We start from the raw sequence: 24,845 nt of genomic DNA, 5'->3' as shown, positions 1-24,845 counted from the left end.
GAGTACGCTGAAGATACCGGGAGTAACTCGAACACCCGCTCCCACGCGGACGTCGTTTCCGGCGATCAAGACACTGGGCCGCCCTGCAGGGCGGCCCGGGGACGGGTCCGCGATCATGACCACCACCGTGGCACCCCTGCTTTCGGCGCGCCTTTCACTGACACCGAAGACCACACTCGCCGGCCTCCTGGACGGCGCCTGGTGGCCTCGCTCGCATGACCTGGCCGCCGAACTTCCCTCCCTGGTCGACGCGCTGGAGGAGCACTTCGGACGCATCACGCGCGTCGCGGTGAACCCCACCCGCTGGCCCGTCGTCCCGCACAAGGTCACCGTCACCGGGCACACCGTGCACGTCGGCTGGTTCACCGAACAGGATCCCGACAAGATGATCCTGCTCTCCTACACCGTAGGCCGCTGCGATCTCCTGGTGATCCCGCCCGAGACCGAACCCGCCGCAGCCGCCCGGCTCATGACCGCCGCCGCCATACCCGGCAGCGTCCTGGCCGCCGGTGCCCTGATGTCCGACGAGGCCGCGACCGGCCGCCGCATGCGCGACGCCCGAAGCAGCGAGGACGCCTGGGAGACCGACGGCGGGGCCGCCCCGGCGAAGCTGCGACACCCGCTCATCGGCGCGCGGATGATCCCCATGCCGAGGAACATGCGGAGGTGACCCCATGGAAACCCTGATCACCATCGCCGTCATCGCCCTGCTGATCGCGCTCGGCACGCGCCTGATCCACCGGCTCAACGACCAGCACGACGCACGCATCGCCGCCCACCACTTCGGCGACCCCTTCCCAGCCATTCGTCGGCCGCCGGGCCACAGCCACCCCACCCCGACGGAGAAGGACGTGTCGGCAGGACAAGCCTCCCGCCGCAGGCTGACGGGCACCTGGCCCTGATCTCCCAGACCATTCCTCCGGCCGAAGGCCGCGGGTGGGGCACCCGACACCCGGGACAACCCACCCGCCGGCCTCTCGCTCCCTCGAAGGGACCACGCACCTTGCACCCCACCGACACCGCGGCCCTGCCGTCGGCCGGACACGCCGAGATCCGTATCGTCGCCGCCACCCCCGAAGCCGCCCGCGCGGTCGCCCAAGTGATCCGATGCTCCTTCGCCGGGGCGGAACAGCGCAGCTATCCCGTGCCAGAAGGCGGCACACGGCTCCACCTCACCGTCGACACCGGATCCGGCGCGGAACCCGCCCTCTCCTGGCTCGCCACCAGCAGACCGTCCTCTCGCACCGGCACCCACGTCGACGAGGTGTGAGGGGCGTCGGCCGTTCCGCATCCGCATGAAAGGACCCGGTCATGGCGACACTCCACGAGCGACAGACCTACCGCGAACGGGTCCTGACCGCCCTCTACGAAGCCACCGAAGGCAACCGTCTCCTCGGAGTGCCGGGGCGGAAGCTGCGGAACGACCTGCGGATCCCGGAGGAGGACCTGGCCGCCGCCTGCACGTACCTCGCCGGCGAGAACCTGATCACCGTCGACTGGGAACCGGGCAACACCCCCGCGATGGTCTCCCTGACCCACCAGGGAATCCGCCGCATGGAGGCCGAAGAGGAAGAACGCGGCTGAGCCGGACTGCCCACGGCCCTGCTCTCCCTCTCGGCCTGTCCAGCCCGCAGTCGTATGATGGAAGTGGATCGAGCACGCTCACGTGTGGCGATCCGGAAGGGCGGCCTCGGCGGAGTGAATGCGCTGGGGCCGTTGTCACGACCGCCGCGACGAGGCCCGCGCACCCGGCGTCATGTCGCCGCCCGGTGCTGGTGACCCACCTCGCGCGCGAGGTCCAGTCCGAGGACGCGGTCGAGGAAGGCGAACGTCTCGAACTTGGCACCGGCCGGTACGTCGGCGCGCGTCGCCACGGTGCGCAGCGCGTCCAGGACGTCGGGGACGCCGAGATCGTCAGCCAGCACGTCATGGGCGTGTCGCACCACATCGGCAGGGATCGGCCGGGACGGCTCCTGTGCCCAGTCGGCCACCAGCTGTCGCCAGTCCCTCAGCGTCCGCCGGGCCTCTTCGAGCGCATTGGCAGTGACGAGGACCGGCGTGCGGTAGGCGTGGCCGAGCATCAACATCCTCATGGCCAGCGGATCGGCGCCCTCCGGGGCAACGGCCCCCAGGAGCCCTGGGGACGGGAGGTGGGCACAGTCCGAGGCGCCCCTCTCCCCCAATGCCGAGCCGACCTGGCCCACGTCGATACGGACCCCGCCGACCGCGTCCTGTGCCGCGGTCCCGTACGGGTGGACGTGAACGTCGGCAGCGGCGCAGAGCGTTCCGTTCCGATGGTGGACACCGCCGGTGTCGGGCGGGTGGATACCAAGAGCGGACCTGGCGTGATCAAGCTCCCGGGCCTGCTCGTGCGGCAGGTCCGGCGTGGTGAGGAACGTGCGGGACTGCAGGCCGTGCAGCTCCGCCGTGCGCGCCAGTACGTCACCGACCAGGAGCGCCCGCAGGTCCACCGGGCCGATCCCGGCGTCGCCGGCCGGCAGGTGGACGCAGATGCTCAGCAGATGACGGCGTACGGAGGGAATCTCCACGAGGTGGCCGGTACAGGTGTCGACGATGCGCAACATGATGCGGAGGCTAGCCGCGGAATCCGCCGGCACCGGGGAGGACCCGACCAGGCGCCCGGCATCGGCAGGGCAGCGGGCACGTGCCCCATCCGTGCCCTCAGCGGCGGTGAACAGCGGTCAACATGGGCGCGTCAGAGTCCTCGCCACGAGTCGCCTGAGGGCCGATATGCGCAGGTCAGAGGGAACATCGACACCTCAGGCAGCGGTGATTCCCAAGCTTATAGCGCGGGTTCGATTCCCGTCATCCGCTCTTCTACGAAGCCCCAGGTCAGCGACCTGGGGCTTCGTCACTTCCCGGCGCCCCCGCCCCGTTCAGGCCCCGTACGTGCGGGTCGGGAGGCGGTGTTCTGCTCGGGGGTGGACGACCAGGGCGAAGCCGTGGTTCGCGGCGATCGAGCGGGTGTGGTCGGCGGAGAGGGAGCCGTGCCGTTCGAGGGCCAGTGCGGGGAGGCCCGAGCGGCCGTGGCCGGCCGTGCGGTGGAAGGACAGCACCGTGGTCGAGGTCGACGCGTGGTGCGGGTGCCGGCGGCGGGCAGCGGCCTCGTCCTCGTGGGCGAGGAGGCGGACGTCCGGCTCGGCGCCGAAGTCCTCCGCCACCCCCTCGGCCCGCCAGTGGGCCGGTTCGTGGGCCGCGCCGGTCAGATGGCGGGAGCGGTTGACCGAGGTGATGGAGAGGAAGCCGCCGCCGGTGCGCTCCAGCGCCTCGTCGAGGAAGCCGTTAGAGGGGCAGCGGTAGCCGGGGCCGATCAACTGCACGGTGTTCACGCCGTCCTGGACGGTGGTGAGGTGCGGCGGGACGTGCGGCGCCGCGGCGCCGCGGAAGCCGAACGGTCCCAGCGTGAACAGTTCCTCCATCAGGTCCTCGATCTGCCTGCGGGGCAGCTGGTCCGGCAGGCGGGTCCAGTCGAAGACCGAGCGCACCCGGGCGCGGACGGTGGTGACGCTGCCGACCTGGGCGGCCGGGCGCCCCTTGATCCGGTTGATCCGCTCGACGACGTCCCGGTCGGCGCGGGCCGTCATCGCGTAGAAGTTGCCGAAGCCGTGTGCCACGGCGGCGCCCTCGCCGAGTGCCTCGACCGCCCTCCGTACGTCCTCCGCCCGGCCCAGGACCAGTTCCCGAGCCGTACGCGTCCGCTGTCCGCCCACCGCACACCTCCCGCAAGTATTCGTCGATGCTCCGGCAACGAGCCGTGCCCCCGGCGGTCACCCGCGGAGCGGCCACCCGGGGAGCCGCCCGCCGCGCCCGGGGAAGAAGATTAGGGAGCGCGCGCTTTCATGCCGCTCTTGCATTAGTCCGCGTCTGCAAGTAATGTCTTCTTCTGTCAGGTGTTCTCGCCGGACCCGGACCCCTCCTCGCCGGGACACCGCGCGACCTCCCCCACCCCCCACACAGGCAAGGCACTTCCATGTCTCTCACGCACCTCCTGCCCGGCCGGCTCGGCTTCGGGACCGCCCCGCTCGGCAACATGTTCCGCGCGATCCCCGACGACGAGGCCCGCGCCACCGTCGAGGCCGCCTGGGACCACGGCGTCCGCTTCTACGACACCGCCCCCTTCTACGGCGCCGGACTCGCCGAGGAGCGGCTCGGCGAGGTCCTGGCCGCCAAGCCCCGCGACTCCTACGTCCTGTCGACCAAGGTCGGCCGGGTAGTCCTCGACGAGCACGAGACGGACGTGCCGGACTTCGGCGAGAAGGGCGGGCTGTTCGAGCACGGCAACCCGAACCGGATCCTCCACGAGTGGACCGCCGACGCCACCGAGCGTTCCATCGAGGGCAGCCTCAAGCGCCTGGGCACCGACCGCCTCGACATCGTCTGGGTCCACGACATCGCCCAGGACTTCCACGGCGACGCCTGGCTGGGGAAGTTCGAGGAGGCCCGCACCGGCGCCTTCCGGGTCCTGTCGCGCCTCCGCGACGAGGGCGTCATCAAGGCCTGGGGCCTCGGGGTGAACAGGACCGAGCCCGTCGAGCTGACCCTCGGTCTGGACGAGCCGCGGCCCGACGGCTTCCTCCTCGCCGGCCGCTACACCCTCCTCGACCACGAGCACGCCCTCACCCGCCTGCTGCCGCTGGCCCAGGAGCAGGGCGTCGACATGGTCGTCGGCGGCCCGTACAGCTCCGGCGTCCTCGCCGGCGGCACCCACTTCGAGTACCAGCAGGCCCCGGCCGGGATCGTCGAGCGCGTCGGCCGCCTGAAGGCGCTGACCGAGAAGCACGGCATCGGCATCAAGGCCGCCGCCCTGCAGTTCTCCCTCGCGCACCCCGCGTCCGCCGCCGTCGTCCCGGGCGCCACCCGGCCCGGCCGGATCGCCGAGGACGCCGCCGCGCTGGACGAGAGCGTCCCGGCCGCGTTCTGGACCGACCTCCGCGCGGCCGGCCTGGTCTCCCCGGCGGCCCCGCTCCCGCACGGCGCCTGACGCCCGCATCCCCCCACACCGGCACCAGGAGAGACGACCATGGCCTCCACGTCCGTATCCCGCACCGTCCCCGCACCGCCCGACGCGGTGTGGCGCCTCGTCGGCGGCTTCGGCGCGCTGCCCGACTGGCTCCCGTACATCCCGGAGAGCACCGCGCTCGAAGGCGGCCGGGTCCGCCGGCTGACCAACCCCGACGGCGACGTCATCGTCGAGCGCCTGGTCTCCTTCGACGAGGCCTCCCGCCACTACAGCTACGCCATCCTCGAAGCGCCGTTCCCCGTCGAGGACTACGTCTCCACCCTCCGGGTCCACGCGGTCCACGGCCGCGACGACCTCGCCGAGGTCCAGTGGTCGGGCCGCTTCACCCCGCGGGGCGCCACCGAGGAGGAGGTCGTCGACCTCTTCACCGGCATCTACACCGACGGCCTCGACGCCCTCCACCGGACGCTCGCCGCCTGAGCCCCGGCCCGCACGGCCCGGACACGCCCCCGCGTGCCCGGGCCGCGGCCGTGCAGAGCGCCGGGTGGCACCCGGTGGCTTCGGTCGGACGGGCGGGCCCCGGCCTCCGACGCCGGGCCGCGCCCTCCGGCCCCTTCCGGCCCGTGCGTCGGCGGTGGACGCGGCCCGGGGGCAGGCCCGATCATGGGGCGATGTCGCTCCGTACGTACGAGGCCGATCTGTTCGAGCGTTCCCGGGGACGCCTGGAGGCGATCGCCTACCGCATGCTCGGCTCCGCCGGCGACGCCGAGGACGCCGTGCAGGAGACGTACCTACGGTGGCACGCGGCGGACCGGGAGCACATCGAGACGCCCGAGGCGTGGCTGACGAAGGTGCTCACCAACCTCTGCCTCAACCAGCTCACCTCCGCGCGCGCCCGCCGCGAGACCTACGTCGGCCAGTGGCTCCCCGAGCCCGTGCTGGCCGGCGACCGCATGCTCGGCCCGGCCGAGACCGCCGAGCAGCGCGAGTCGGTGTCCCTCGCCGTCCTCACCCTCATGGAGCGGCTGACGCCCAACGAGCGGGCGGTGTACGTCCTGCGCGAGGCCTTCGGGCACCCGCACCGCGAGATCGCGGACATCCTCGACCTCACCGAGGCCAACTGCCAGCAGATCCACCGGCGCGCCAAGCAGCACCTCGCCACCGACCGGGCCCGCACCGAGGTCGACGCCGCCGCCGCGCGGAAGGTCGTCGAGGAGTTCCTCGCCGCCGCCCTCAGCGGCGACACCGAGCCGCTGATCCGGCTCCTCACCGTCGACGCGGTCGGCGTCGCCGACGGCGGGGCCAAGGTCCCGGCCCGCCGGACCCCGGTCCTCGGCGCCCTCGGCATCGCCCGCTACCTGCGGGGACTGTTCCGGCCGAACGCCGCCAAGCGGGCCGTCGCCGGCGGCGAACCCGTGGTCCACTCCGCCGTCGTCAACGGCGGCCCGGCCGCGCTGGTCGCCGTCGGCGACCGCATCATCGGCGTCATCTGCCTCGACCCGACGCCCGAGGGCGTCGAGGCGGTCCACCTCCAGGTCAACCCCGACAAGCTGGAGCGCATCACCCGCCGGTGGGCCGCCGCGGGCCCCCACGAACCGCCCACCAGGATGTGGTGACCCACGTCACACCCGACGGGTGTCAGGGATCGCGCGGCTGTCCGGTTCAGGAGGTGAGTCCAACCGGATAGGGAGCCCGCCATGAAGCACCGCATCGTCGTCCTCGGAGCCGGATACGCCGGAGCGATCGCCGCCGGCCGCCTCGCCAGGCGGCTGCACCGCGACGACGTCGAGATCACCCTCGTCAACGCCGAGACCGACTTCGTCGAGCGGGTGCGCCTGCACCAGCTCGCCACCGGACAGGACCTGCCCAGCCGCCCGCTCCGCGACATCTACGCGGGCACCGGCGTACGGCTCCGGCCGGCCCGGGTCACCTCCGTCGACGTGGACCGCAGGACCGTCGACGTCGCCGGCGAGCAGGGCGCCGAGACCCTCGGCTACGACAGCCTCGTGTACGCCCTGGGGAGCACCGCCGGCGCCCTCGACGTCCCCGGTGCCGCCGAGCACGCCCACGGCGTCTCGGGCCGGCAGGACGCCCTGCGGCTGCGGGCGCGTCTGGCCGGGTTGGAGCCGGGCGCCACCGTCCTGATCGTCGGCGGCGGCCTGACCGGCATCGAGGCGGCCACCGAGATCGCCGAGGCCCGTCCCGACCTCGACGTCGCCCTCGCCGCCCGCGGCACCGTCGGCGGCCGCCTCAGCGAGAAGGCCCGGAACCACCTGCACACCGTCTTCGAGCGGCTCGGCGTCACCGTCCACGAGAACGCCGACGTCGCCCGCGTCGAGGCCCACCGGGTCGTCACCGGCGAAGGCCGGGAGATCCCGGCCCGGTTGACCGTGTGGACCGCGGGCTTCGCCGTCCACCCGATCGCCGCCGCCACGACGCTGGAGGTGTCCGACACCGGGCGGATCGTGGTGGACGCCGGCATGCGCTCGGTCTCCCACCCCGATGTGTACGCCGTCGGCGACGCCGCGCTCGCCGAGGGGCCGGGGGGCAGGCCGCTGCGGATGTCCTGCGCCACGGCCAGCCCGATGGCCTGGCAGGCGGCGGACTCGCTCGCCGCGCGGCTGACCGGCCGCAAGGTCCCCGAGAACACGATCGGCTACGCCGCGCAGTGCATCAGCCTGGGACGCCGGGACGCGGTGTTCCAGAAGGTGACCCACGCGGACGAGGTCACGTCCACGGTCGTCACGGGCCGCCTCGGCGCCCGGATCAAGGAGTTCATCTGCTCGGGCGCGGCCTGGAGCGTCTCCCACCCGACGATGCTGATGCCGAGCCGCCGGCGGCGGCTGGTGCCGAGCGCCGCGCCGGCCGCGCCGCGCCTCGCCACCCGGTGAGGCGGCCTCTCCGTCGACCGCCGGGCGGCCCGGCCCGGCCCGCCGCCGGGGCCGCGGGTCCGCGGCGCGCCCGGCTCACTCCGTCCAGGCCTGGAGCTTCTCCGGGTTGCGGACCGCCCAGATGCGCGTGATCCGGCCGTCCGCGAGGCCGAACGCCGCCACCGTCACGACCGTGCCGCCGCGGCGGGCCACCAGGCCGGGACGGCCGTTGACCGACTGGAGCCGGAGGGTCGTGCCGGGCGCCATGTCGCCGATCGCGACGAGGTACCGGGCGATCTCCCCGGCGCCGGTGATCGGGCGCAGCGCCGCGCCGACCAGCCCTCCGCCGTCCACCACCACGGTGGCGTCGGGGGTGAGCAGGCCGACGAGGGCCGCGATGTCCTGGGCCTCCCACGCCTGCTTGAAGTCCTTGACGACTCGGGCCTGCAGCCCCGTCGGCGGCACGGGCGTCCGGGCCGCCCGCACCCGGCGGCGGGCCGAGGAGGCGAGCTGCCGGCACGCCGCCGGGGTGCGGCCGATGATCGTGGCCAGCTCCGTGAAGGGGTAGCGGAAGACGTCGTGGAGGACGAACGCCACCCGCTCGGCCGGGGTCATGGCTTCGAGGACGACGAGGAACGCCATGTCCAGCGACTCGTCGAGGGCGATCCGCTCGGCGGGGTCGGTCCCGGCGTCGCCCGACCGGCCGGTGGGCCGGCCCAGCGTGTCGGGCAGCGGCTCCGGGATCCACGCGCCCACGTACCGCTCGCGCCGCGCCCGCGCCGAGCCGAGGACGTCGAGGCAGATGCGCCCGACCACCGTCGTCAGCCAGGCGCCGGGCACCTCGACGGCCGCCCGCTGCCGGTCCGGCAGGGCGTACCAGCGGACGAAGGCCTCCTGGACGGCGTCCTCGGCCTCGGCGAGGGAGCCCAGCAGCCGGTAGGCGACGTGGATCAACTGCCGGTACTCGCCCTCGGGTCGGGCGGTGGCGGGCGGGAGCCCGCCTGCCGGTTCCGTACGGCCGCTGCTCATGGTGATGGTGTCCCCCTCGTTCGTTCCCGCGCCCGCCATGATCGGCGAGACGCACGTCACTCCGTAACCCCGCCGCGGCGCCTCACATTCTCGGGGGCTGCGTCGTCGGACCGTCGAGAGAGCGACCGACGGCGGAAGGATGGGATCATCATGGCCACGCGGACGACGGAGCAGACGGCGGGCACGGCGGGCACGGCGGGCACGGCAGCGGCGGTGACCGCGGCGGCGGGGCGGGGGGACGGCGGCCGGTTCGCGGGGTTCGTACGCGTCTCGGTCGGCCTGCAGACGGTCAGCATCCTCTTCCAGGCGGTCACGGCCGGGATGGCGATGTCCTCGCAGGTCGGAGCGACCCTGCACGACATCGGGTCCCGCGGCATGTACGCGATGTCGATGCTCTACCTGCTCGCCGCGGTGCTGGCGTGGCGCCCCGGCGGCGCCCCGGCCCGGCCGGTCCTCTTCGCGACCGGCTTCCTGGTCCTCGGCACCCTCCAGGTGGTGGCGGGCGTCCTGCACGTGATGGAGGTCCATCTGCCGCTGGGCGTGCTGATGTTCGGCCTGAGCATGCTCGACCTCGGCCGGGTCGCGCTCCGGCGGACGCGGCCGGAGGAGGCGCGGGCGGAGTAGGCACGGGCGGAGCAGGCAGGGGCGGAGCAGGAGGGCCGGCGCGACGGCCCGCGGGCCGGGGGACGGGAGCCGCCGCCCCCCTCCGCCGTACACGTCAGGAATCGAGAAGCGGCGCCGGACGGCCCCAACTAGCGTGGTGGGCATGGACATCACCATTCACACCACCGTCCTCCCGCACGAGGACCCCGACGCCTCCCTGGCCTTCTACCGGGACGCCCTCGGCTTCGAGGTGCGCAGCGACGTCGGCCAGGGCCGGACCCGCTGGATCACCGTCGGGCCCGTCGGGCAGCCCGGTACGTCGATCCTGCTCGCACCGCCCGGCGCCGACCCGGGGGTCACCGACGCCGAGCGGCGCACCATCGCCGAGATGATGGCCAAGGGCACCTACGGCTGGATCCTGCTCGCCGCCCCCGACCTCGACGCCGTCTTCGAGAAGGTGCAGGCCGGGGACGTCGAGGTGGTCCAGGAGCCGACCGACCAGCCGTACGGCGTGCGGGACTGCGCCTTCCGCGACCCCGCGGGCAACCTCGTCCGCATCCAGCAACTCCGCTGAAGGGACTCCCGCCATGTGTCATCCTGCGTGGATGAGCGCACTGACCGAGGCGCAGCGCCTCAGCGACCTGGCGCGACTGCGCCGCGTTCGCGACCGGATCGACCGGGAGTACGCCGAACCGCTGGACGTCGAGGCGCTCGCCCGCGGGGTGAACATGTCGGCCGGGCACCTCAGCCGGCAGTTCAAGCAGGCCTACGGCGAGGCCCCGTACTCGTACCTGATGACCCGGCGCATCGAGCGCGCCATGGCGCTGCTCCAGCGGGGCGACCTCAGCGTCACCGACGTCTGCTTCACGGTCGGCTGCTCGTCGCTCGGCACCTTCAGCACCCGCTTCACCGAGCTCGTCGGCGTCTCGCCCGGCGTCTACCGGCGCCAGGTCGCCGGCGGCGAGGCCGGGCTGCCCTCGTGCGTGGCGAAGCAGGTCTCGCGACCGGTCAGGAATCGAGAAGCGGCGGTCACCGCCCGCGCCTAGCGTGGTTCCCGTGGACGCGCTCGCCCCGGTCGCCCTTCAGGGGGCGGACCGGAGGCCGCGTCTCCCTCCCCACCCCAGCCCTGCGAGAGGAACCCCGTCATGCCGAACACGCGGTCGTCCACCAAGAGCACCGGCAGCGCCGCCGAGGCCGGGAGCGGCGCGAAGTACGACGGCTTCACCGAGGAGGAGCGCGAGGCGATGAAGGAGCGCGCCTCGGAGCTCAAGGGCACCGCGCGGCGCGCCGGCCGCTCCTCCAAGGCCGACGGCGAGGCCGACGTCCTGGCGAAGATCGCCGAGATGACGGAGGCCGACCGCGCGCTGGCCGAGCGGATCCACGCGCTCGTCAAGGAGCACGCGCCGGAGCTGGCGCCGAAGACCTGGTACGGGATGCCCGCGTACGCCAAGGCCGGCAAGGTCGTCTGCTTCTTCCAGAGCGCGGAGAAGTTCAAGGCCCGCTACGCCACCCTCGGCTTCAGCGACCTCGCCCGGCTCGACGAGGGCAGCATGTGGGCGACCAGCTTCGCCCTGACCGAGCTCACCCCCGCCGACGAGACCCGGATCGCCGCGCTCATCGCGCAGGCCGCCGCCTGACCGCGCGGGGCGCCCGGTCGGCGGGTGCCGTCAGGGCCGTGACCGGCGGTCGCGGCCCGCGACCGCCGGGGCAGGTCCGTGACCACCGGACCCGGTCCGCGACCGCCGGGCCGTGGCCCTCGCCGCGTACCGCGCGCGGCGGGACCCGCGCCCGCCGCGGGCGAATGCCCGGCCCCGGGCCGGGGGAATTCCGGGCTACGCGCGGTGAATATTCGTCGTGTAAACACACGGGATAACACCGGGGGAATTCTTCGCCCCGCACGCCCGGGCCCACCGTGCTAGTGTCGATATCAGTTGCAGTTGTGGGTCCCGAACGTACGAGTGCCCGTCCGGTCCTTCCGGCGCCGGGCACCCTTTTTCTTTTCCGGGCTTTTTCCGGACGGGGCGATCATCGCAGCAGGACGGGGCGCACACGAGGTGCGTTCCGCGCAAAGCCCCGAAGGAGCGTCTGGCATGGCGACCGGTACCGTGAAGTGGTTCAACTCTGAAAAGGGCTTCGGTTTCATCGAGCAGGACGGCGGCGGTCCCGACGTCTTCGCGCACTATTCGAACATCGCCGCCTCCGGCTTCCGTGAACTGCAGGAGGGCCAGAAGGTGACGTTCGACGTCGCACAGGGTCAGAAGGGCCCGACCGCCGAGAACATCGTCCCCGCCTGACGTCCGGCGCCGACGCACAGACAGACTGGGGCCCGCACCTTCGGGGTGCGGGCCCCAGCCCTTTGCCAGCCCGGCTGCGGGAATCGCCCGCCGGCCCCTTCCGGCCCCTCCATCCGCAGGAGTCACCATGCGTTGTGTCATCGCCCGCTTCCCGTTCGAACTGACCAAGGCGGGCGTCATCGCGTCCATGAAGGGGATCAAGCCCGAACCCGCCGTCGGCGACGTCGTCGTCATCGGACGGCGCCAGTACCCCGTGAAGCAGGTCGGCGAGGCCGTCACCCGCCAGGACCGCCGTGACTTCAGCGCGGGCGAGGTCGTCCGGGCCATGACGAAGCTCGGCTTCACCTGCACCACGGTCACCGCGGGCGAGCAGGCCGCACCCGCCGCCGGGCCGACGGAGACCGCCGACGCGGCGGAGACCGCCGACACGACGGGGGCGGCCGGGGCGGCCGACGCGACGGGGACGGTCTTCTCCGACCCTCAGTGGTCGGAGTAGCTGAAGTCGCCCACCGTCCACGCGCTGACGTCGTCGAGGGCGACCCGGTACATACCGCCGGTCTCCGGGATGCCGACCGTGCCCTGGAGGATGCGGGCGAGGTGGAAGTGCAGGTGGGTGGGCGGCCCGTCGGCACGGGCGGAGGGGCTGAAGACACCGGAGAACTCGCCCAGCCGGGCGGAGTCCGTCAGGACCTCGGACACCCGCTGCCGCCACAGGGCTTCGGGGGCCAGCCGGCCGGTGAGGACGACCCCTCCCACGACCACCGTCAGGGACATCTGATTGCTCTGCCCGGACTCCACCGTGGCGGCAAGGTCGACGAGCAGCTCGTCAGGCTTCGACATGGAAGTCCATTCTAGGCGGCCGCCCGGGCGGGGCCCCCGCTACAGCGGCGCCGACTCGTCCGCCGGGAACGCCGGGCCGTGACCGGGCACGATCACGTCGGCCGCGGCCAGGACGCGGAGCCGGGAGTCCTTGAGGAGCGTGTGGTCGGGGGCCACCGGGTCCTCGACCGGGCCGTTCGGCCGCCACCACAGGTCGCCCACGAAGGCGACGACGCCCTCGGCGGTGCCGGCGAGCAGGGTGATGTCCTCCGGGCTGTGTCCGGGGGTGCGGATCAGCCGCAGCGAGGGGGACAGTTCGTGGCCTTCGGCGTCGCGGTCGGTCCACTGGTCGTTCCGGTAGATCGCCTTGTGGTCGTGGACGCGGGCCCGGCCGAACAGGCCGACGTTCATGGTGTTGTCGGGGTGGTGGTGGCTGAGCACCACGTCGGTGATGTCGTCCGGCCCCAGGCCGAGTTCGGCGAGCGGGCCGAGGATCCGGTCGCGGCTCGCCACCATGCCGGGGTCGACGACGACGTGCAGGTCGCCGTCCCGCACGTACGAGACGGTGGCGGCGACCCCGGGCCCCGTGGAGAGCGTGTAGCCGGTGGTCAGGACGGTGTGGGCGGCGGTGCGGGCGGCGGGTGCGTCGTGGTTCGTCATGGCCCCAAGTCTTCTGCGGACGGCGTTCGTTCACGAGTGGCCGTGCTGCCACCGATCGCGGGAATCGTGCCAACCCCGGAACGGGCGGCCGTAGCTCCGGGCGTACGGCCGGGCCGGACGCGCCGCGGCCCCGCACCGGACGTACTCCCGCCCCCGCCCCCGGACTCCGCCCCGGACGCGGCCCGTCGCCGTGCGGGCCCCCGTGCCAGACTCGGCCCATGCCGCCCTTCGTCACCGTCGCCGCCTACGCCCCGCACGGGGTCGGCATGCTCGGCGCGGGCATCGTCTCCGAGGTGTTCGACGCGCGCGGCGGGGGACTCCCGCTCTTCGACTTCGCCCTCTGCACCGACCGGCCGGGAAGGGTCCGCACCGACGTCGGCCTGCCCCTCGTCGTGGAGCACGGACTGGACCGGCTGGCCGCCGCCGACCTGGTGATCGCCCTGCCCTGGGCGGAGTTCCGCACGCCTCCGGCTCCCGCCGTGCTCGACGCGCTGAACGCCGCCCGCGCGCGCGGGGCGCTCGTCGCGGCCCACTGCGTCGGGGCGTTCGCGCTCGCCGCCGCCGGGCTGCTCGACGGCCGGCGGGCGACCACGCACTGGCGGTTCGCCGCACTCCTGGCCGAGCGCCACCCGGAGGTCACCGTCGAGCCCGACGCCCTCTACGTGGACCAGGGCCCCGTCGTCACCGGCGCGGGCGCCGCCGCGGGCTTCGACCTCTGCCTGCACCTGCTGCGCCGGGAGTACGGGGCCACCACGGCCAACGCCATCGCCCGGGACCTGGTGCTGCCCTCCCACCGGGACGGCGGCCAGGCCCAGTACCTCGCCACGCCCGTACCCGAGGACAGCCGTGACGAGCGCCTCACCGACGTCCTCGCCTGGGCCCGGGAGCACCTCCACGAGCCGCTGCCCGTCGCCGAGCTGGCCCGCAGGGCGCTGATGAGTCGCCGCTCCTTCGCACGCCGGTTCGCCGCGTCCACGGGCACCACCCCGCACGCCTGGCTGCTCTCGCTGCGCCTGAGCCGGGCCGAGGAGCTCCTGGAGACCACGGACCTGCCCGTCGAGGAGATCGCCCGCGCCGTCGGCTTCGGCAGCGCCGCGGTGCTCCGCGCCCAGTTCGTCCGGCGCCGCGGCGTGCCGCCCCGGTCGTACCGCCGCTCGTTCACCCGCACGCCCGGCGGCTGAGCCGCCGGGCTCAGACCAGGGCGGCGGCCGCCAGGGCCAGGGCCGAGCCGGCGAAGACCACGGTGTGGCGGACGTTCTGGAGGGTGCTCCTTCGGCTCCTTCGGCTCCTTCGGCTCGTTCGGCTTGTTCGGCTTGTTCGGCTTGTTCGATGGACTTGCACTCCGCCCGGGAGTCCCCCGTCCGGCTCCGGACTCCCCCGTCCGGACCCCCTCCGCTTGTGACGGATCCCCGTGCGCCCGAGCGTGGGCTCATCGTGCGACCAGAGGGAGGGCTCCGATGAGCAGCATCGACACACCGGCCGAGGTACCCAGACCGCGGACGGCGGCCCGACCCGCGCCCGCGACCCTCACCTGGGTGACGCTCGCCCTGATGACCACCGCCTCGGTCGCCAGTCTGCGGGCCGCGCCGACCATGGCCGTCTACGGCCTGGCCTGCGTGTTCCTCTACCTCGTCCCGGCCATCGTGTTCCTGCTGCCGACCGCCCTGGTCTCCGCCGAGCTGGCCTCCGGCTGGAACGGCGGTGTGTACCGATGGGTGTCCGAGGGACTGTCGAAGCCGCTCGGATTCCTCGCCGTGTGGTGCCAGTTCGCGATGACGATCTTCTACTATCCGAGCCTGCTCGGGTTCGTCGCGTCGACCATCGCCTTCATCGTCGACCCGGCGCTCGCCTCCAACGGCCCGTACACCGCGATCGTGATCATGGTCCTCTACTGGACCGGCGTGTGGATCTCCTCGCGCGGTACGAAGGCACTGGCCGGACTCGCCAGCTGGGGGCTGATCATCGGCACCCTGATCCCCGGCACCCTGCTGGTCGTCCTCGGCATGGTCTTCCTCGGCCAGGGCAACCCCTCGGCCGCCCCGATGACCGCCGCGAACCTGTTCCCGCAGTGGACGGGCCTCGCCAGCCTCGTCCTGATCGTCAACAACTTCCTGTCGTACTCCGGCATGGAGATGAACGCCGTGCACGTCTCCTCGCTCAAGAACCCGGCGAAGGAGTACCCCCGGTCGATGTTCCTGGCGATGGGCCTGGTGCTGCTGATCTTCATCCTGCCGGCGCTCGCCATCAGCTGGGTGGTCCCCGCCGACCAGCTCAGCCTCACGGCGGGCGTGATGCAGGCGTTCGACGCCTTCTTCTCGTACTTCGACATCGGCTGGCTCACCCCGATCGCCGCCGTGGCCCTGGTGTCCGCCTCCCTCGGCGGCATGCTCACCTGGCTCGCCGGCCCCTCGAAGGGCCTGCTGGAGATCTCCCGCCAGGAGGGCTACCTGCCGCCGTTCCTGCAGAAGCTCAACAAGAACGGCATCCAGCAGAACATCCTGGTCACCCAGGGCGTCGTCACCACGGTCATCGCCCTCGGCTACGCGCTGCTCCCGAACGTCTCCAGCGTCTACTGGATCTTCTCGGTCATCACCACACAGGTGTACCTGATCGTCTACCTGCTGATGTTCGCCGCGGCCATGCGGCTGCGGAAGACCCAGCCGGACCATCCCCGCGGCTACCGCGCGCCGGCGCTGGGCACCCTGTGCGTGGTCGGCCTGCTCGCCTCGCTCGCCGCCCTGTGCATCGGCTTCGTCCCCAGCTCGCAGTTCGGCAGCGGCAGCGTCTGGTCGTACATCGCCATCGTCGGCGGCGGCCTCGTCATCCTGGGCCTGCTGATCCCCTGGGCCTTCCTGAGGTTCCGCAAGCCCAGCTGGAAGACGTCCCCCGCCACCACCCCGAGCGAGGGAGAGCAGGCATGAGCCCCACCCGCTTCGCCTCCGAGCACAAGTGGATCTACTGGGGCGCGATCGTGATCCTCGTCGGCCTCGTGATCACCGGAATCGTCCGGTACCAGGCCGTGCGGACGAACAACGAGACCGCGTCCAAGGCCAGGCAGCTCCAGGAGGCCCTGGTGAAGGCCGGATACCCGTCGCCCGACACCGACACCGTCGAGCGGGTGCTCGGCACCGACGGCGGCCCGGTCTGCGACGACCCGGACAACGCCCTGAAGACCGCCCTGTGGAAGATCCAGCAGGCCAACGGCGCCACCGGCCCGGGGATGCGGCCCGTCATCACCGACTCCAAGGCCGTGCAGGCCGAGCGGATCGTCCTCCAGGTCTACTGCCCCGACCAGGTCGACGACTTCGACGACACCGTGGACGACCTCAAGACGGACGACACCGTACGGCGCTGAGGCGCGGGGCGCCGCCGGCCCCGGCGGACGGCCCCCCGCGCCGGAGCCGGGGGGGCGTGCGCGATCATGCCGTCATGAAGCTGCGCTGCGCCGTCCTCGACGACTACCAGGGCGTCGCCCTGACCTCCGCCGACTGGAGCCCGCTCGCCGACCGCGTCGACGTGCGCGTCCTGCGCGAGCACCTCACCGACCGGGACGCCCTCGTCGCGGCCGTCGAGGACTGCGAGATCCTCGTCGTCATGCGGGAGCGGACCCCCGTCGACGCCGCGCTGCTGGCCCGTCTCCCCCGGCTCCGGCTGCTGATCACCTCGGGAATGCGCAACGCCTCCGTCGACGTCGCCGCCGCACGCGCGCGCGGGGTCGTCGTCTGCGGCACGGCCAGCAGCTCCGAGCCGCCCACCGAGCTCACCTGGGCGCTCCTGCTCGGCCTGGCCCGGCACGTGCCCGCCGAGGCGCGGGCGCTGCGGGAGGGCGGACCCTGGCAGTCCACGGTCGGGGCCGACCTGGCGGGCCGGACCCTCGGGCTCGTCGGCCTCGGCAAGATCGGCTCCCGGGTGGCCCGGATCGGGCTCGCCTTCGGGATGGACGTGCGCGCGTGGAGCCCGAACCTGACGGAGGAGCGGGCCGCGGAGCACGGCGCGCGGTTCACGGAGGACAAGCGGGAGCTGTTCGCGGGCAGCGACTTCGTCTCGCTGCACATGGCGCTCTCGGACCGCACCCGAGGCCTGGTCGGGGAGGCGGAGCTGCGGGCGATGCGCCCGCACGCGTACCTCGTCAACACCTCCCGGGCGGGTCTCGTCGACGGCGGTGCGCTGCTGCGGGCGTTGCGCGAGGGATGGATCGCGGGGGCCGGGCTCGATGTCTTCGAGACGGAGCCGCTGCCCCTGGACGACCCGCTGCGGTCCCTGCCGAACGTGCTCGCGCTGCCGCACCTCGGCTATGTGACGGAGGGGAACTACGGGCGCTACTTCGGGCAGGCGGTGGAGGACGTCGAGGCGTTCCTGGCAGGTGCGCCGGTACGGGAGCTGGGCTGATCCGACGGGTGAGCCGTGGGCGCTCGGCCGGTCCCGGCTGGGGTCCCGCCGGGCCGGGCCCGGCCGGTCCGAGCGCCGCGGTCTAGGTCAGGCTCGTGCGGGCCAGTTCGACGAACTCCTCGTCCGTCAGGCCCAGCTCCCGGGCGTCCGACGCCACCTCGCGCAGCCGGGAGACCAGCCGCGCGCGGTCGGGGGCGGTGGCCCCGGGGACGATGAGGGCCCCGCGGCCGCGGCGGAGTTCGATCAGGCCCTCCTCGCGGAGCCGCTGGTAGCCGCGGAGGACGGTGTGGACGTTGACGCCGAGGGAGTCGGCGAGTTCCCGGGCGGCCGGGAGGCGCTCGCCGGGCACGGCGGAGCCGTCGGCGAGGGCGCCCCGGACGCAGGAGGCGATCTGGTCGCCGAGGGGCGCGGCGGAGGCCGGGTCGACACGGAAGAGCACGGTCAGACCTTCCCATGCCGTTCGGCGAGGGTGTTGAGGAGGGCGGCGGCGGTGTGCGCGTCGGGCACGGTGACCGCGAACTCGCGGCCGCTGTCCCGCCGTACGACGAGGGCCTCGCCGGCGTGCAGCACCACGCCCGTACGGGACGCCCGGACCCGGTAGCCCCAGCCGCCGTAGTCGGCGAGCACGGTGGCGGTGTCGAGCTCGCGGACGCTCGCGCCCGTGACCCCGTCGAGCGGCACGCGCACGCGTGGCCGGGAGACGAACGAGGGCCGGACGGTGACGCCGCGCCGGTCGACGGTGACCCGGACCCGGGCGAGGGCGAGGCCGGGCAGGCCGACGACCAGACCGAGGAGGGCGAGCAGGGCGCCGGGCCAGGGGGCGAGGACCAGGCCGACGGGGACGGCGACGAGGGCGAGCACCGCGAGGACGGTCAGCGGCCGGGAGGTGGTGGCGCGGGTCCAGCCCGCGACCTCGCTCGCGCCGAGGGCGAGGCGGGGCGCGTCGGGTTCGCCCGAGGGCGCGTCCGGTCCGGCGCCGGCCGGTACGAGGCGGGCGAGGGCGAGGCCCGCGAGGGCGGACAGGGCGGCCGCCGCGGCGGCGGCCGCGAGGTTGGTGAGCGGGGAGACGACCTGGGCCGGGTCGGTGGCGTCCAGGTTGTCCCGCAGGAGGAGGACGAGCAGCGTCGCGGCGAAGGCGGCCGTCGCCCACGCGCCCCAGAGCGCGGCGCGGCGGACGAGGAGCGTCCAGGCGGCGCCGAGGCCCAGGAGCAGGGCGACGGAGACGACGGTGAACGCGGTCCGGCCGGTGAAGCCGTCGGCGCGGCCGCCGCCGGCCCCGGTGAAGTGGGTGGCGAGGGTGTCGGGCGTCCGGTCGGCCCAGACGGCGAGCAGGGTGAGGTGGCCCGCGAGGGCGAGGAGGAACGGGAGCGCGGCGAGCGCGCGGAGACGGAGTGTGGCGGCCGCGGTGGGCGCGGCCGGCCTGGATCGGTTCATGGAAGACCCCCTGTTGTTCGCATCAGGATAGAACAAGTTGTTCGCACTTCGCTAGAACAACTCGCACTCTGCTGGAACAACTCGCCTCTCCCGCGGGGGAACCGCGCCCGGCCGGCCCGCCCGGCAGGTCGGCCGGCGTGGTCGGCGAGGACGGCCCGCAGGGCCTCCGCGACCTCCGCCAGGACGCCCTGGCGGCCGATGAGTTGCGGCGGGCGGGCGGCCGGCTCCGCAGCTCGCCCGACCGGCAGCCCGCCCTCACGAGACGGAACGTCTTGCGTGGTGCGCGCGAGTGGAGTACCGTCGAGAATCCAAGACGAGACGTCTCGTCTTGGATCTATCGTCGCCGACACACGGGGGTCACCCTTTGTTCCGTGCCCATCTCACCGACGTCACCAAGCGCTACGACGACCGGCACGTCCACCACCGGACCGTGCTCGACCGGATCTCCCTCACCGTCCGCCCCGGTGAACGCCTCGGCGTCGTCGGCGACAACGGCTCCGGGAAGTCCACCCTCCTCCGGCTCCTCGCCGGCCTGGAGACCGCCGACAACGGCACGGTGACCGTCACGTCCCCCGGCGGCATCGGCCACCTCGCCCAGACCCTGGACCTCCCCCCGACCGCGACCGTCGGCGACGCCGTCGACCACGCCCTCGCGGACGTGCGGGAGCTGGAGCGGGCGATCCGGGCAGCCGAGACCGAGTTGGCCGAGACCGGGGACCTCACCGGGTACGCGGACCTGCTCGCGGCCTACGAGGCCCGCGGCGGCGCCGGGGCCGACCGGCGGGTCGAGACCACGCTGCGGCGGCTCGGCGAACCCGGACCGCTCGACCGCACCCGCCCCCTGGGCACCCTCTCCGGAGGGCAGCGGTCCCGGCTCGCGCTCGCCGCCGTCCTCGCGGCCGAGCCCGAACTGCTGCTGCTCGACGAGCCGACCAACGACCTCGACGACGAGGCCGTGGCCTGGCTGGAGGAGCGGCTGCGCGACCACCGGGGCACGGTCGTCGCCGTCTCCCACGACCGGGTCTTCCTCGACCGGGTCGCCACCGCCGTCCTGGAGGTCGACGAGGACCGCCACACCGTCCGCCGCTACGGCAACGGCTACGGCGGCTACCTGGCCGGACGCGCCGCCGAACGGGCGCGCAGGCAGCGGGAGTACGAGGAGTGGAAGGAGGAACTGGCCCGCCACCGGGCCCTCGCCGACACCCACATCGACCGGTTCTCCGCCATCCCGCGCAAGGCACCGGCCGCCTTCAGCGGGGCGGGCGCCTTCCGCGCCCGGTCACGGGCGCACGGCGCGATGAGCCGGATCCGGGCCGCCCGCGAGCGGATCGACCGGCTCACCACCGACCCGGTGCCCGCGCCCCCCGAGCCGCTCCGGTTCCGCGCCCGGCTCGACGGCCGGGGCGCGCCCGTCGACCTGACCGGCGTACGGGTCGACGGCCGGCTCCACCTCGACGCCCTGCACCTCGACCCCGGCGAGCGCCTCCTGGTCACCGGCCCCAACGGCGCGGGGAAGACCACCCTCCTCCGGGTCATGGCAGGCGAACTCGCCCCGGACGCGGGCGCGGTGAGCGCACCCGCCCGGGTCGGGCTGCTCCGCCAGGACACGGCCCCGCCCCTCGACCCCCGTACGGTGGGCGAGGCCTTCGGAGAGGGTCGCGAGGACGAACTGCTCGCCCTCGGGCTGTTCGCGGCCCGGGACCTGACGACCCCGGTCCGGCTGCTGTCGACGGGCCAACGCCGCAAGCTGGAACTGGCCCGGCTGGTGACCTCCCCCGCCGATCTGCTGCTGCTCGACGAGCCGACCAACCACCTGGCACCGGGCCTGGTGGAGGAGATCGAGGCCGCGCTCGCGACGTACGAGGGCACGCTGGTCGTGGTCAGTCACGACCGGCGCCTCAGGCAGGGCTTCCGGGGCCGACGCCTGGAACTGGCCCCGGCCCCGGCCCCGGCCCCGGCCCCGGCAGGGACCGTGCGGGCCTAGTCCTCGTCGGAGGAGCCGCCTTCGAGGTCGCCCTCGGTCTCCAGGAACACCTGGCGCAGCGCGGCCAGGGTCTCCGCGTCCGGCTTCTCCCACATGCCGCGCGACTCGGCCTCCAGGAGCCGCTCCGCGATGCCGTGCAGGGCCCACGGGTTGGCCTCCTTCAGGAAGGCCTGGTTCTCCGGGTCGAGGACGTACTCCTGGGTGAGCTTGTCGTACATCCAGTCGGCGACGACGCCCGTCGTGGCGTCGTACCCGAAGAGGTAGTCGACGGTCGCCGCCAGCTCGAACGCGCCCTTGTAGCCGTGGCGGCGCATCGCCTCGATCCAGCGCGGGTTGACCACCCGGGCACGGAAGACCCGGGAGGTCTCCTCGACGAGCGTGCGCGTGCGGACGGTCTCCGGGCGGGTGGAGTCGCCGATGTACGCCTCGGGGGCCGTGCCCTTGAGCGCGCGGACCGTCGCCACCATGCCGCCGTGGTACTGGAAGTAGTCGTCGGAGTCGGCGATGTCGTGCTCGCGGGTGTCGGTGTTCTTCGCCGCCACCGCGATCCGCTTGTACGCCGTCTCCATCTCGGCGCGGGCCGGGCGCCCTTCGAGCCCGCGGCCGTACGCGTACCCGCCCCAGACCGTGTACACCTCGGCGAGATCGGCGTCCGTGCGCCAGTCCCGCGAGTCGATCAGCTGGAGGATGCCCGCGCCGTACGTGCCCGGCCGGGAGCCGAAGATCCGGGTCGTCGCGCGCCGCTCGTCGCCGTGCTCGGCGAGGTCGGCCTGGGCGTGCGCCCGGACGTGGTTGTCCTCGGCGGACTCGCCCTCCAGGCCGGCGACCAGCCGCACGGCGTCGTCGAGGAGCCCGATGACGTGCGGGAAGGCGTCCCGGAAGAAGCCCGAGATGCGCAGGGTGACGTCGACGCGGGGGCGGCCGAGCTCGGCGAGCGGGATCGGCTCCAGGCCGTTCACCCGGCGCGAGGCCTCGTCCCACAGCGGGCGGACGCCGAGCAGGGCGAGCGCCTCGGCGACGTCGTCGCCGGCGGTGCGCATCGCGCTGGTGCCCCACAGGGAGAGGCCCACCGACGTCGGCCACGTGCCGTTGTCGGTGCGGTAGCGCTCCAGGAGCGAGTCGGCGAGCGCCTGGCCGGTCTCCCAGGCCAGCCGGGACGGCACGGCCTTGGGGTCGACCGAGTAGAAGTTCCGGCCGGTCGGCAGGACGTTGACCAGACCGCGCAGCGGCGAACCGGACGGGCCGGCCGGGACGAACCCGCCGTTCAGGGCGTGCACGGCGTGGCCGAGCTCGTCGGTGGTGGCGGCCAGCCGCGGCACGACCTGCTCGCAGGCGAACCGGAGCACGGTCCGCACCTCGTCGCCGTACGCGGCGGCGACCGCCGGGACCGCCTCCACGGACCAGTCCGCCGCCTCCATCGCCTCGACCAGCTCGCGGGCCTTCGCCTCCGCCTCGTCGGCGGTGGTGCGGGTCGCGGCCGACTCGTCGAGGCCCAGGGCCTCGCGCAGACCGGGCAGCGCCTGCGTGCCGCCCCAGATCTGGCGGGCGCGCAGGATGGAGAGGACCAGGTTGACCCGGGCCTCGCCCACCGGGGCGCCGCCGAGGACGTGCAGGCCGTCGCGGATCTGCGCGTCCTTGACCTCGCACAGCCAGCCGTCGACGTGCAGCAGGAAGTCGTCGAAGCCGTCGTCCTCCGGACGCTGCTCCAGACCCAGGTCGTGGTCGAGCTTGGCGGCCTGGATCAGCGTCCAGATCTGGGCGCGGATCGCGGGCAGCTTCGCCGGGTCCATCGAGGAGATCTGCGCGTACTCGTCGAGGAGCTGCTCCAGGCGCGCGATGTCGCCGTACGAGTCGGCGCGCGCCATCGGCGGCACCAGGTGGTCGACGAGCGTCGCGTGCACGCGCCGCTTGGCCTGGGTGCCCTCGCCCGGGTCGTTGACGAGGAACGGGTAGATCAGCGGGAGGTCGCCGAGGGCCGCGTCGGGGCCGCAGGCGGCGGAAAGGCCGGCGTTCTTGCCGGGCAGCCACTCCAGGTTGCCGTGCTTGCCCAGGTGCACCATGGCGTCGGCGCCGAAGCCGCCGTCCTCGGCGCGGGCGGCGATCCAGCGGTAGGCGGCCAGGTAGTGGTGGGACGGCGGGAGGTCGGGGTCGTGGTAGATCGCGATCGGGTTCTCCCCGAAGCCGCGCGGCGGCTGGATGAGGACCAGCAGGTTCCCCCGGCGGAGGGCGGCGAGGACGATGTCGCCCTCCGGATTGCGCGAGCGGTCGAGGAACATCTCGCCGGGCGCCGGGCCCCAGTGCTCCTCGACGTGGGTCCGCAGCTCCTCGGGGAGCGTCGCGTACCAGCGCTTGTAGTCGGCGGCCGGGATCCGGACCGGGTTCCTGGCGAGCTGCTCCTCCGTCAGCCAGTCCTGGTCGTGGCCGCCGGCCTCGATGAGGGCGTAGATCAGCTCGTCGCCGTCGCCGGAGACCACGCCGGGCAGGTCCGCCTCGGGCCCGAAGTCGTACCCCTCGGCGATCAGCCGGCGCAGCAGCGACACGGCGGAGGCGGGGGTGTCGAGGCCGACGGCGTTGCCGATGCGGGAGTGCTTCGTCGGGTAGGCGGAGAGGACGAGCGCCAGCCTCTTCTCGGCGTTCGGGATGTGCCGGAGGCGGGCGTGCCGCACGGCGATCCCGGCGACGCGGGCGGCGCGCTCGGCGTCGGCCACGTAGGCGGGCAGGCCGTCCTCGTCGATCTCCTTGAAGGAGAACGGCACGGTGATCAAGCGCCCGTCGAACTCGGGGACGGCGACCTGTCCGGCGGCGTCCAGCGGGGACAGGCCCTCGTCGTTCTCCTCCCAGGCGGCGCGCGAACCGGTCAGGCAGAGCGCCTGGAGGATCGGCACGTCGAGCGAGGCCAGCGCGCCCGCGTCCCAGGCCTCCTCGTCTCCGCCGGCCTGCGCCTCGGCGGGCTTGGTGCCGCCCGCCGCGAGGACGGTGGTGACGATCGCGTCGGCGGTGCGGAGCCGGTCGATCAGCTCCGGCTCGGGGGCGCGCAGGGAGGTCACGTACAGCGGGACGGCCCGCGCACCGGCGTCCTCGATCGCGTCGCACAGGACGCCGACGAACGCGGTGTTCCCGCTCATGTGGTGGGCGCGGTAGTAGAGCACGGCGACGGTGGGGCCGGTGGTCGCGCGGGCGGTGCGCTCCAGCGGGCCCCAGGTCGGGGCGGCCGCCGGGGACTCGAAGCCGTGACCGGTGAGCAGCACGGTGTCGGAGAGGAAGCGGGCCAGCTGCTCCAGGTTCGCCGGGCCGCCGTGCGCCAGGTAGGCGTGCGCCTCGGTGGCGACGCCGACGGGGACGGTGGACGCCTCCATCAGCTGCGCGTCGGGGGCCTGTTCGCCGCTGAGGACGACCACCGGCTTCCCGGCGGCGCGCACCGCGTCGAGGCCCTCCTCCCAGGAACGGAGGCCGCCGAGGAGGCGGACGACGACGAGGTCGGCCTCGGCGAGGAGGCCGGTGAGGTCGGCGAGGGGGAGCCGGGAGGGGTTGGCGAAGCGGTACTCCACCGGGCCGCCGGCCGCGCGGGCGCTGAGCAGGTCGGTGTCGGAGTGCGACAGCAGCAGAAGCATGGCGAGCGCAGGCCTTCCTCGGGGTTGTCCGCGCCCCGGGTGGTCGTGTGGATGGCGGGAGTTCCTGACTCACCTGCCCGGGGCGTGCAGAACGCACAGCCCGGGCCGGCTCACAGTGGCGGGACCGCGCCGGATTCTCACCGGGCTTCCTCCCCGGGGTCCTGGGACCCC

27 protein-coding genes and 1 riboswitch are annotated in these 24,845 nt (G+C 73.7%); of the genes, 19 read left to right on the top strand and 8 right to left on the bottom strand.

The window, feature by feature from the left end; genetic code table 11:
* Positions 1–115 precede the first annotated feature (115 nt).
* The 4 genes from ACY0MR_RS19475 to ACY0MR_RS19460 all read left to right on the top strand — a co-directional run bounded on the left by ACY0MR_RS19475 (position 116) and on the right by ACY0MR_RS19460 (position 1,584).
* Positions 116–670 carry a DUF5994 family protein gene (locus tag ACY0MR_RS19475; RefSeq protein ID WP_473554368.1) on the top strand — a complete coding sequence of 185 codons (555 nt, stop codon included), beginning with the start codon at positions 116–118 and terminating at the stop codon, positions 668–670.
* Between the two features lie 4 nt (positions 671–674).
* Entirely contained in the window at positions 675–902 is a 228-nt protein-coding gene (locus ACY0MR_RS19470; protein ID WP_473554365.1) for a hypothetical protein, read from the top strand.
* Positions 903–1,003: 101 nt separating this feature from the next.
* A complete protein-coding gene (locus tag ACY0MR_RS19465; protein ID WP_473554364.1) occupies positions 1,004–1,270 on the top strand; it encodes a hypothetical protein in 267 nt (88 codons plus the stop codon).
* Positions 1,271–1,311: 41 nt separating this feature from the next.
* Positions 1,312–1,584 carry a hypothetical protein gene (locus ACY0MR_RS19460; protein WP_473554361.1) on the top strand — a complete coding sequence of 91 codons (273 nt, stop codon included), beginning with the start codon at positions 1,312–1,314 and terminating at the stop codon, positions 1,582–1,584.
* A 170-nt stretch (positions 1,585–1,754) separates the two neighbouring features.
* On the opposite strand, the gene ACY0MR_RS19455 is transcribed toward ACY0MR_RS19460, so the two are convergent.
* Both ACY0MR_RS19455 and ACY0MR_RS19450 read right to left on the bottom strand, forming a co-directional pair.
* Positions 1,755–2,585: a hypothetical protein gene (locus ACY0MR_RS19455; RefSeq protein ID WP_473554359.1), complete on the bottom strand. Its 831-nt coding sequence runs from the start codon at positions 2,583–2,585 to the stop codon at positions 1,755–1,757.
* A gap of 312 nt (positions 2,586–2,897) precedes the next feature.
* The gene (locus tag ACY0MR_RS19450) at positions 2,898–3,731 is read right to left on the bottom strand and encodes an L-threonylcarbamoyladenylate synthase (protein ID WP_403315085.1); all 834 of its coding nucleotides are present in this window, start codon (positions 3,729–3,731) and stop codon (positions 2,898–2,900) included.
* Between the two features lie 260 nt (positions 3,732–3,991).
* Here ACY0MR_RS19450 and ACY0MR_RS19445 point away from each other — a divergent pair, with 260 nt between their 5' ends.
* The 4 genes from ACY0MR_RS19445 to ACY0MR_RS19430 all read left to right on the top strand — a co-directional run bounded on the left by ACY0MR_RS19445 (position 3,992) and on the right by ACY0MR_RS19430 (position 7,872).
* Complete coding sequence (locus ACY0MR_RS19445; protein WP_388801746.1) at positions 3,992–5,002, top strand: aldo/keto reductase; 1,011 nt, start codon at positions 3,992–3,994, stop codon at positions 5,000–5,002.
* Between the two features lie 39 nt (positions 5,003–5,041).
* Positions 5,042–5,461, top strand: a complete 420-nt coding sequence (locus ACY0MR_RS19440) for an SRPBCC family protein (RefSeq protein WP_404083772.1) — start codon at positions 5,042–5,044, stop codon at positions 5,459–5,461.
* A gap of 191 nt (positions 5,462–5,652) precedes the next feature.
* Positions 5,653–6,597 (top strand): RNA polymerase sigma-70 factor, encoded by a 945-nt coding sequence (locus ACY0MR_RS19435; RefSeq protein WP_473554355.1) that lies wholly within the window; start codon positions 5,653–5,655, stop codon positions 6,595–6,597.
* Positions 6,598–6,678: 81 nt separating this feature from the next.
* Positions 6,679–7,872, top strand: a complete 1,194-nt coding sequence (locus ACY0MR_RS19430; protein ID WP_473554353.1) for an NAD(P)/FAD-dependent oxidoreductase — start codon at positions 6,679–6,681, stop codon at positions 7,870–7,872.
* A 75-nt stretch (positions 7,873–7,947) separates the two neighbouring features.
* On the opposite strand, the gene sigJ is transcribed toward ACY0MR_RS19430, so the two are convergent.
* Positions 7,948–8,880 (bottom strand): RNA polymerase sigma factor SigJ, encoded by a 933-nt coding sequence (gene sigJ, locus ACY0MR_RS19425; protein WP_473554351.1) that lies wholly within the window; start codon positions 8,878–8,880, stop codon positions 7,948–7,950.
* 150 nt (positions 8,881–9,030) lie between these two features.
* Between sigJ and ACY0MR_RS19420 the strand changes: the two genes are divergently transcribed.
* From ACY0MR_RS19420 to ACY0MR_RS19395, 6 genes are all read left to right on the top strand, one after another.
* The gene (locus tag ACY0MR_RS19420; RefSeq protein ID WP_473554348.1) at positions 9,031–9,504 is read left to right on the top strand and encodes a hypothetical protein; all 474 of its coding nucleotides are present in this window, start codon (positions 9,031–9,033) and stop codon (positions 9,502–9,504) included.
* 142 nt (positions 9,505–9,646) lie between these two features.
* Entirely contained in the window at positions 9,647–10,057 is a 411-nt protein-coding gene (locus tag ACY0MR_RS19415) for a VOC family protein (RefSeq protein ID WP_361849703.1), read from the top strand.
* 31 nt (positions 10,058–10,088) lie between these two features.
* Positions 10,089–10,529, top strand: a complete 441-nt coding sequence (locus tag ACY0MR_RS19410) for a helix-turn-helix transcriptional regulator (protein ID WP_404083782.1) — start codon at positions 10,089–10,091, stop codon at positions 10,527–10,529.
* Between the two features lie 99 nt (positions 10,530–10,628).
* Positions 10,629–11,120, top strand: a complete 492-nt coding sequence (locus ACY0MR_RS19405; RefSeq protein WP_388801768.1) for an iron chaperone — start codon at positions 10,629–10,631, stop codon at positions 11,118–11,120.
* 453 nt (positions 11,121–11,573) lie between these two features.
* Positions 11,574–11,777 (top strand): cold-shock protein, encoded by a 204-nt coding sequence (locus ACY0MR_RS19400; RefSeq protein ID WP_361849709.1) that lies wholly within the window; start codon positions 11,574–11,576, stop codon positions 11,775–11,777.
* 127 nt (positions 11,778–11,904) lie between these two features.
* Positions 11,905–12,273 carry an SCO5918 family protein gene (locus ACY0MR_RS19395; RefSeq protein WP_473554345.1) on the top strand — a complete coding sequence of 123 codons (369 nt, stop codon included), beginning with the start codon at positions 11,905–11,907 and terminating at the stop codon, positions 12,271–12,273.
* On the opposite strand, the gene ACY0MR_RS19390 is transcribed toward ACY0MR_RS19395, so the two are convergent.
* Together ACY0MR_RS19390 and ACY0MR_RS19385 are read right to left on the bottom strand one after the other, a co-directional pair.
* Positions 12,258–12,617, bottom strand: coding sequence for a hypothetical protein (locus ACY0MR_RS19390; protein WP_388801774.1), 360 nt, complete (start codon positions 12,615–12,617; stop codon positions 12,258–12,260). The genes ACY0MR_RS19395 and ACY0MR_RS19390 overlap by 16 nt on opposite strands.
* Before the next feature lie 39 nt (positions 12,618–12,656).
* The gene (locus ACY0MR_RS19385) at positions 12,657–13,256 is read right to left on the bottom strand and encodes an MBL fold metallo-hydrolase (RefSeq protein WP_361849713.1); all 600 of its coding nucleotides are present in this window, start codon (positions 13,254–13,256) and stop codon (positions 12,657–12,659) included.
* Between the two features lie 218 nt (positions 13,257–13,474).
* On the opposite strand from ACY0MR_RS19385, the gene ACY0MR_RS19380 reads away from it, so the two are divergent.
* From ACY0MR_RS19380 to ACY0MR_RS19365, 4 genes are all read left to right on the top strand, one after another.
* Positions 13,475–14,437 carry a GlxA family transcriptional regulator gene (locus tag ACY0MR_RS19380; protein ID WP_473554342.1) on the top strand — a complete coding sequence of 321 codons (963 nt, stop codon included), beginning with the start codon at positions 13,475–13,477 and terminating at the stop codon, positions 14,435–14,437.
* A 276-nt stretch (positions 14,438–14,713) separates the two neighbouring features.
* Positions 14,714–16,177 (top strand): glutamate/gamma-aminobutyrate antiporter GadC, encoded by a 1,464-nt coding sequence (gene gadC, locus ACY0MR_RS19375; protein ID WP_473554340.1) that lies wholly within the window; start codon positions 14,714–14,716, stop codon positions 16,175–16,177.
* Positions 16,174–16,611, top strand: coding sequence for a hypothetical protein (locus ACY0MR_RS19370; RefSeq protein WP_361849721.1), 438 nt, complete (start codon positions 16,174–16,176; stop codon positions 16,609–16,611). The genes gadC and ACY0MR_RS19370 overlap by 4 nt, the downstream gene beginning before the upstream one ends.
* A gap of 74 nt (positions 16,612–16,685) precedes the next feature.
* Positions 16,686–17,645 carry a D-2-hydroxyacid dehydrogenase family protein gene (locus ACY0MR_RS19365; RefSeq protein WP_404083803.1) on the top strand — a complete coding sequence of 320 codons (960 nt, stop codon included), beginning with the start codon at positions 16,686–16,688 and terminating at the stop codon, positions 17,643–17,645.
* Between the two features lie 82 nt (positions 17,646–17,727).
* On the opposite strand, the gene ACY0MR_RS19360 is transcribed toward ACY0MR_RS19365, so the two are convergent.
* Both ACY0MR_RS19360 and ACY0MR_RS19355 read right to left on the bottom strand, forming a co-directional pair.
* Complete coding sequence (locus ACY0MR_RS19360; RefSeq protein WP_473554336.1) at positions 17,728–18,084, bottom strand: GntR family transcriptional regulator; 357 nt, start codon at positions 18,082–18,084, stop codon at positions 17,728–17,730.
* A gap of 2 nt (positions 18,085–18,086) precedes the next feature.
* Complete coding sequence (locus ACY0MR_RS19355; protein WP_473554333.1) at positions 18,087–19,079, bottom strand: hypothetical protein; 993 nt, start codon at positions 19,077–19,079, stop codon at positions 18,087–18,089.
* A gap of 364 nt (positions 19,080–19,443) precedes the next feature.
* On the opposite strand from ACY0MR_RS19355, the gene abc-f reads away from it, so the two are divergent.
* Complete coding sequence (gene abc-f, locus ACY0MR_RS19350) at positions 19,444–21,063, top strand: ribosomal protection-like ABC-F family protein (RefSeq protein ID WP_473554330.1); 1,620 nt, start codon at positions 19,444–19,446, stop codon at positions 21,061–21,063.
* Here the strand turns inward: abc-f and cobN are convergent.
* Positions 21,060–24,674, bottom strand: coding sequence for a cobaltochelatase subunit CobN (gene cobN / locus ACY0MR_RS19345; protein ID WP_473554328.1), 3,615 nt, complete (start codon positions 24,672–24,674; stop codon positions 21,060–21,062). The two genes, abc-f and cobN, sit on opposite strands and share 4 nt — an antisense overlap.
* Positions 24,675–24,732: 58 nt before the next feature.
* Positions 24,733–24,826: riboswitch (cobalamin riboswitch) on the bottom strand.
* Positions 24,827–24,845 lie beyond the last annotated feature (19 nt).

The organism is Streptomyces sp. JN8 (genome assembly GCF_055808075.1).
This window is presented reverse-complemented; position numbering and strand designations above follow the sequence as displayed.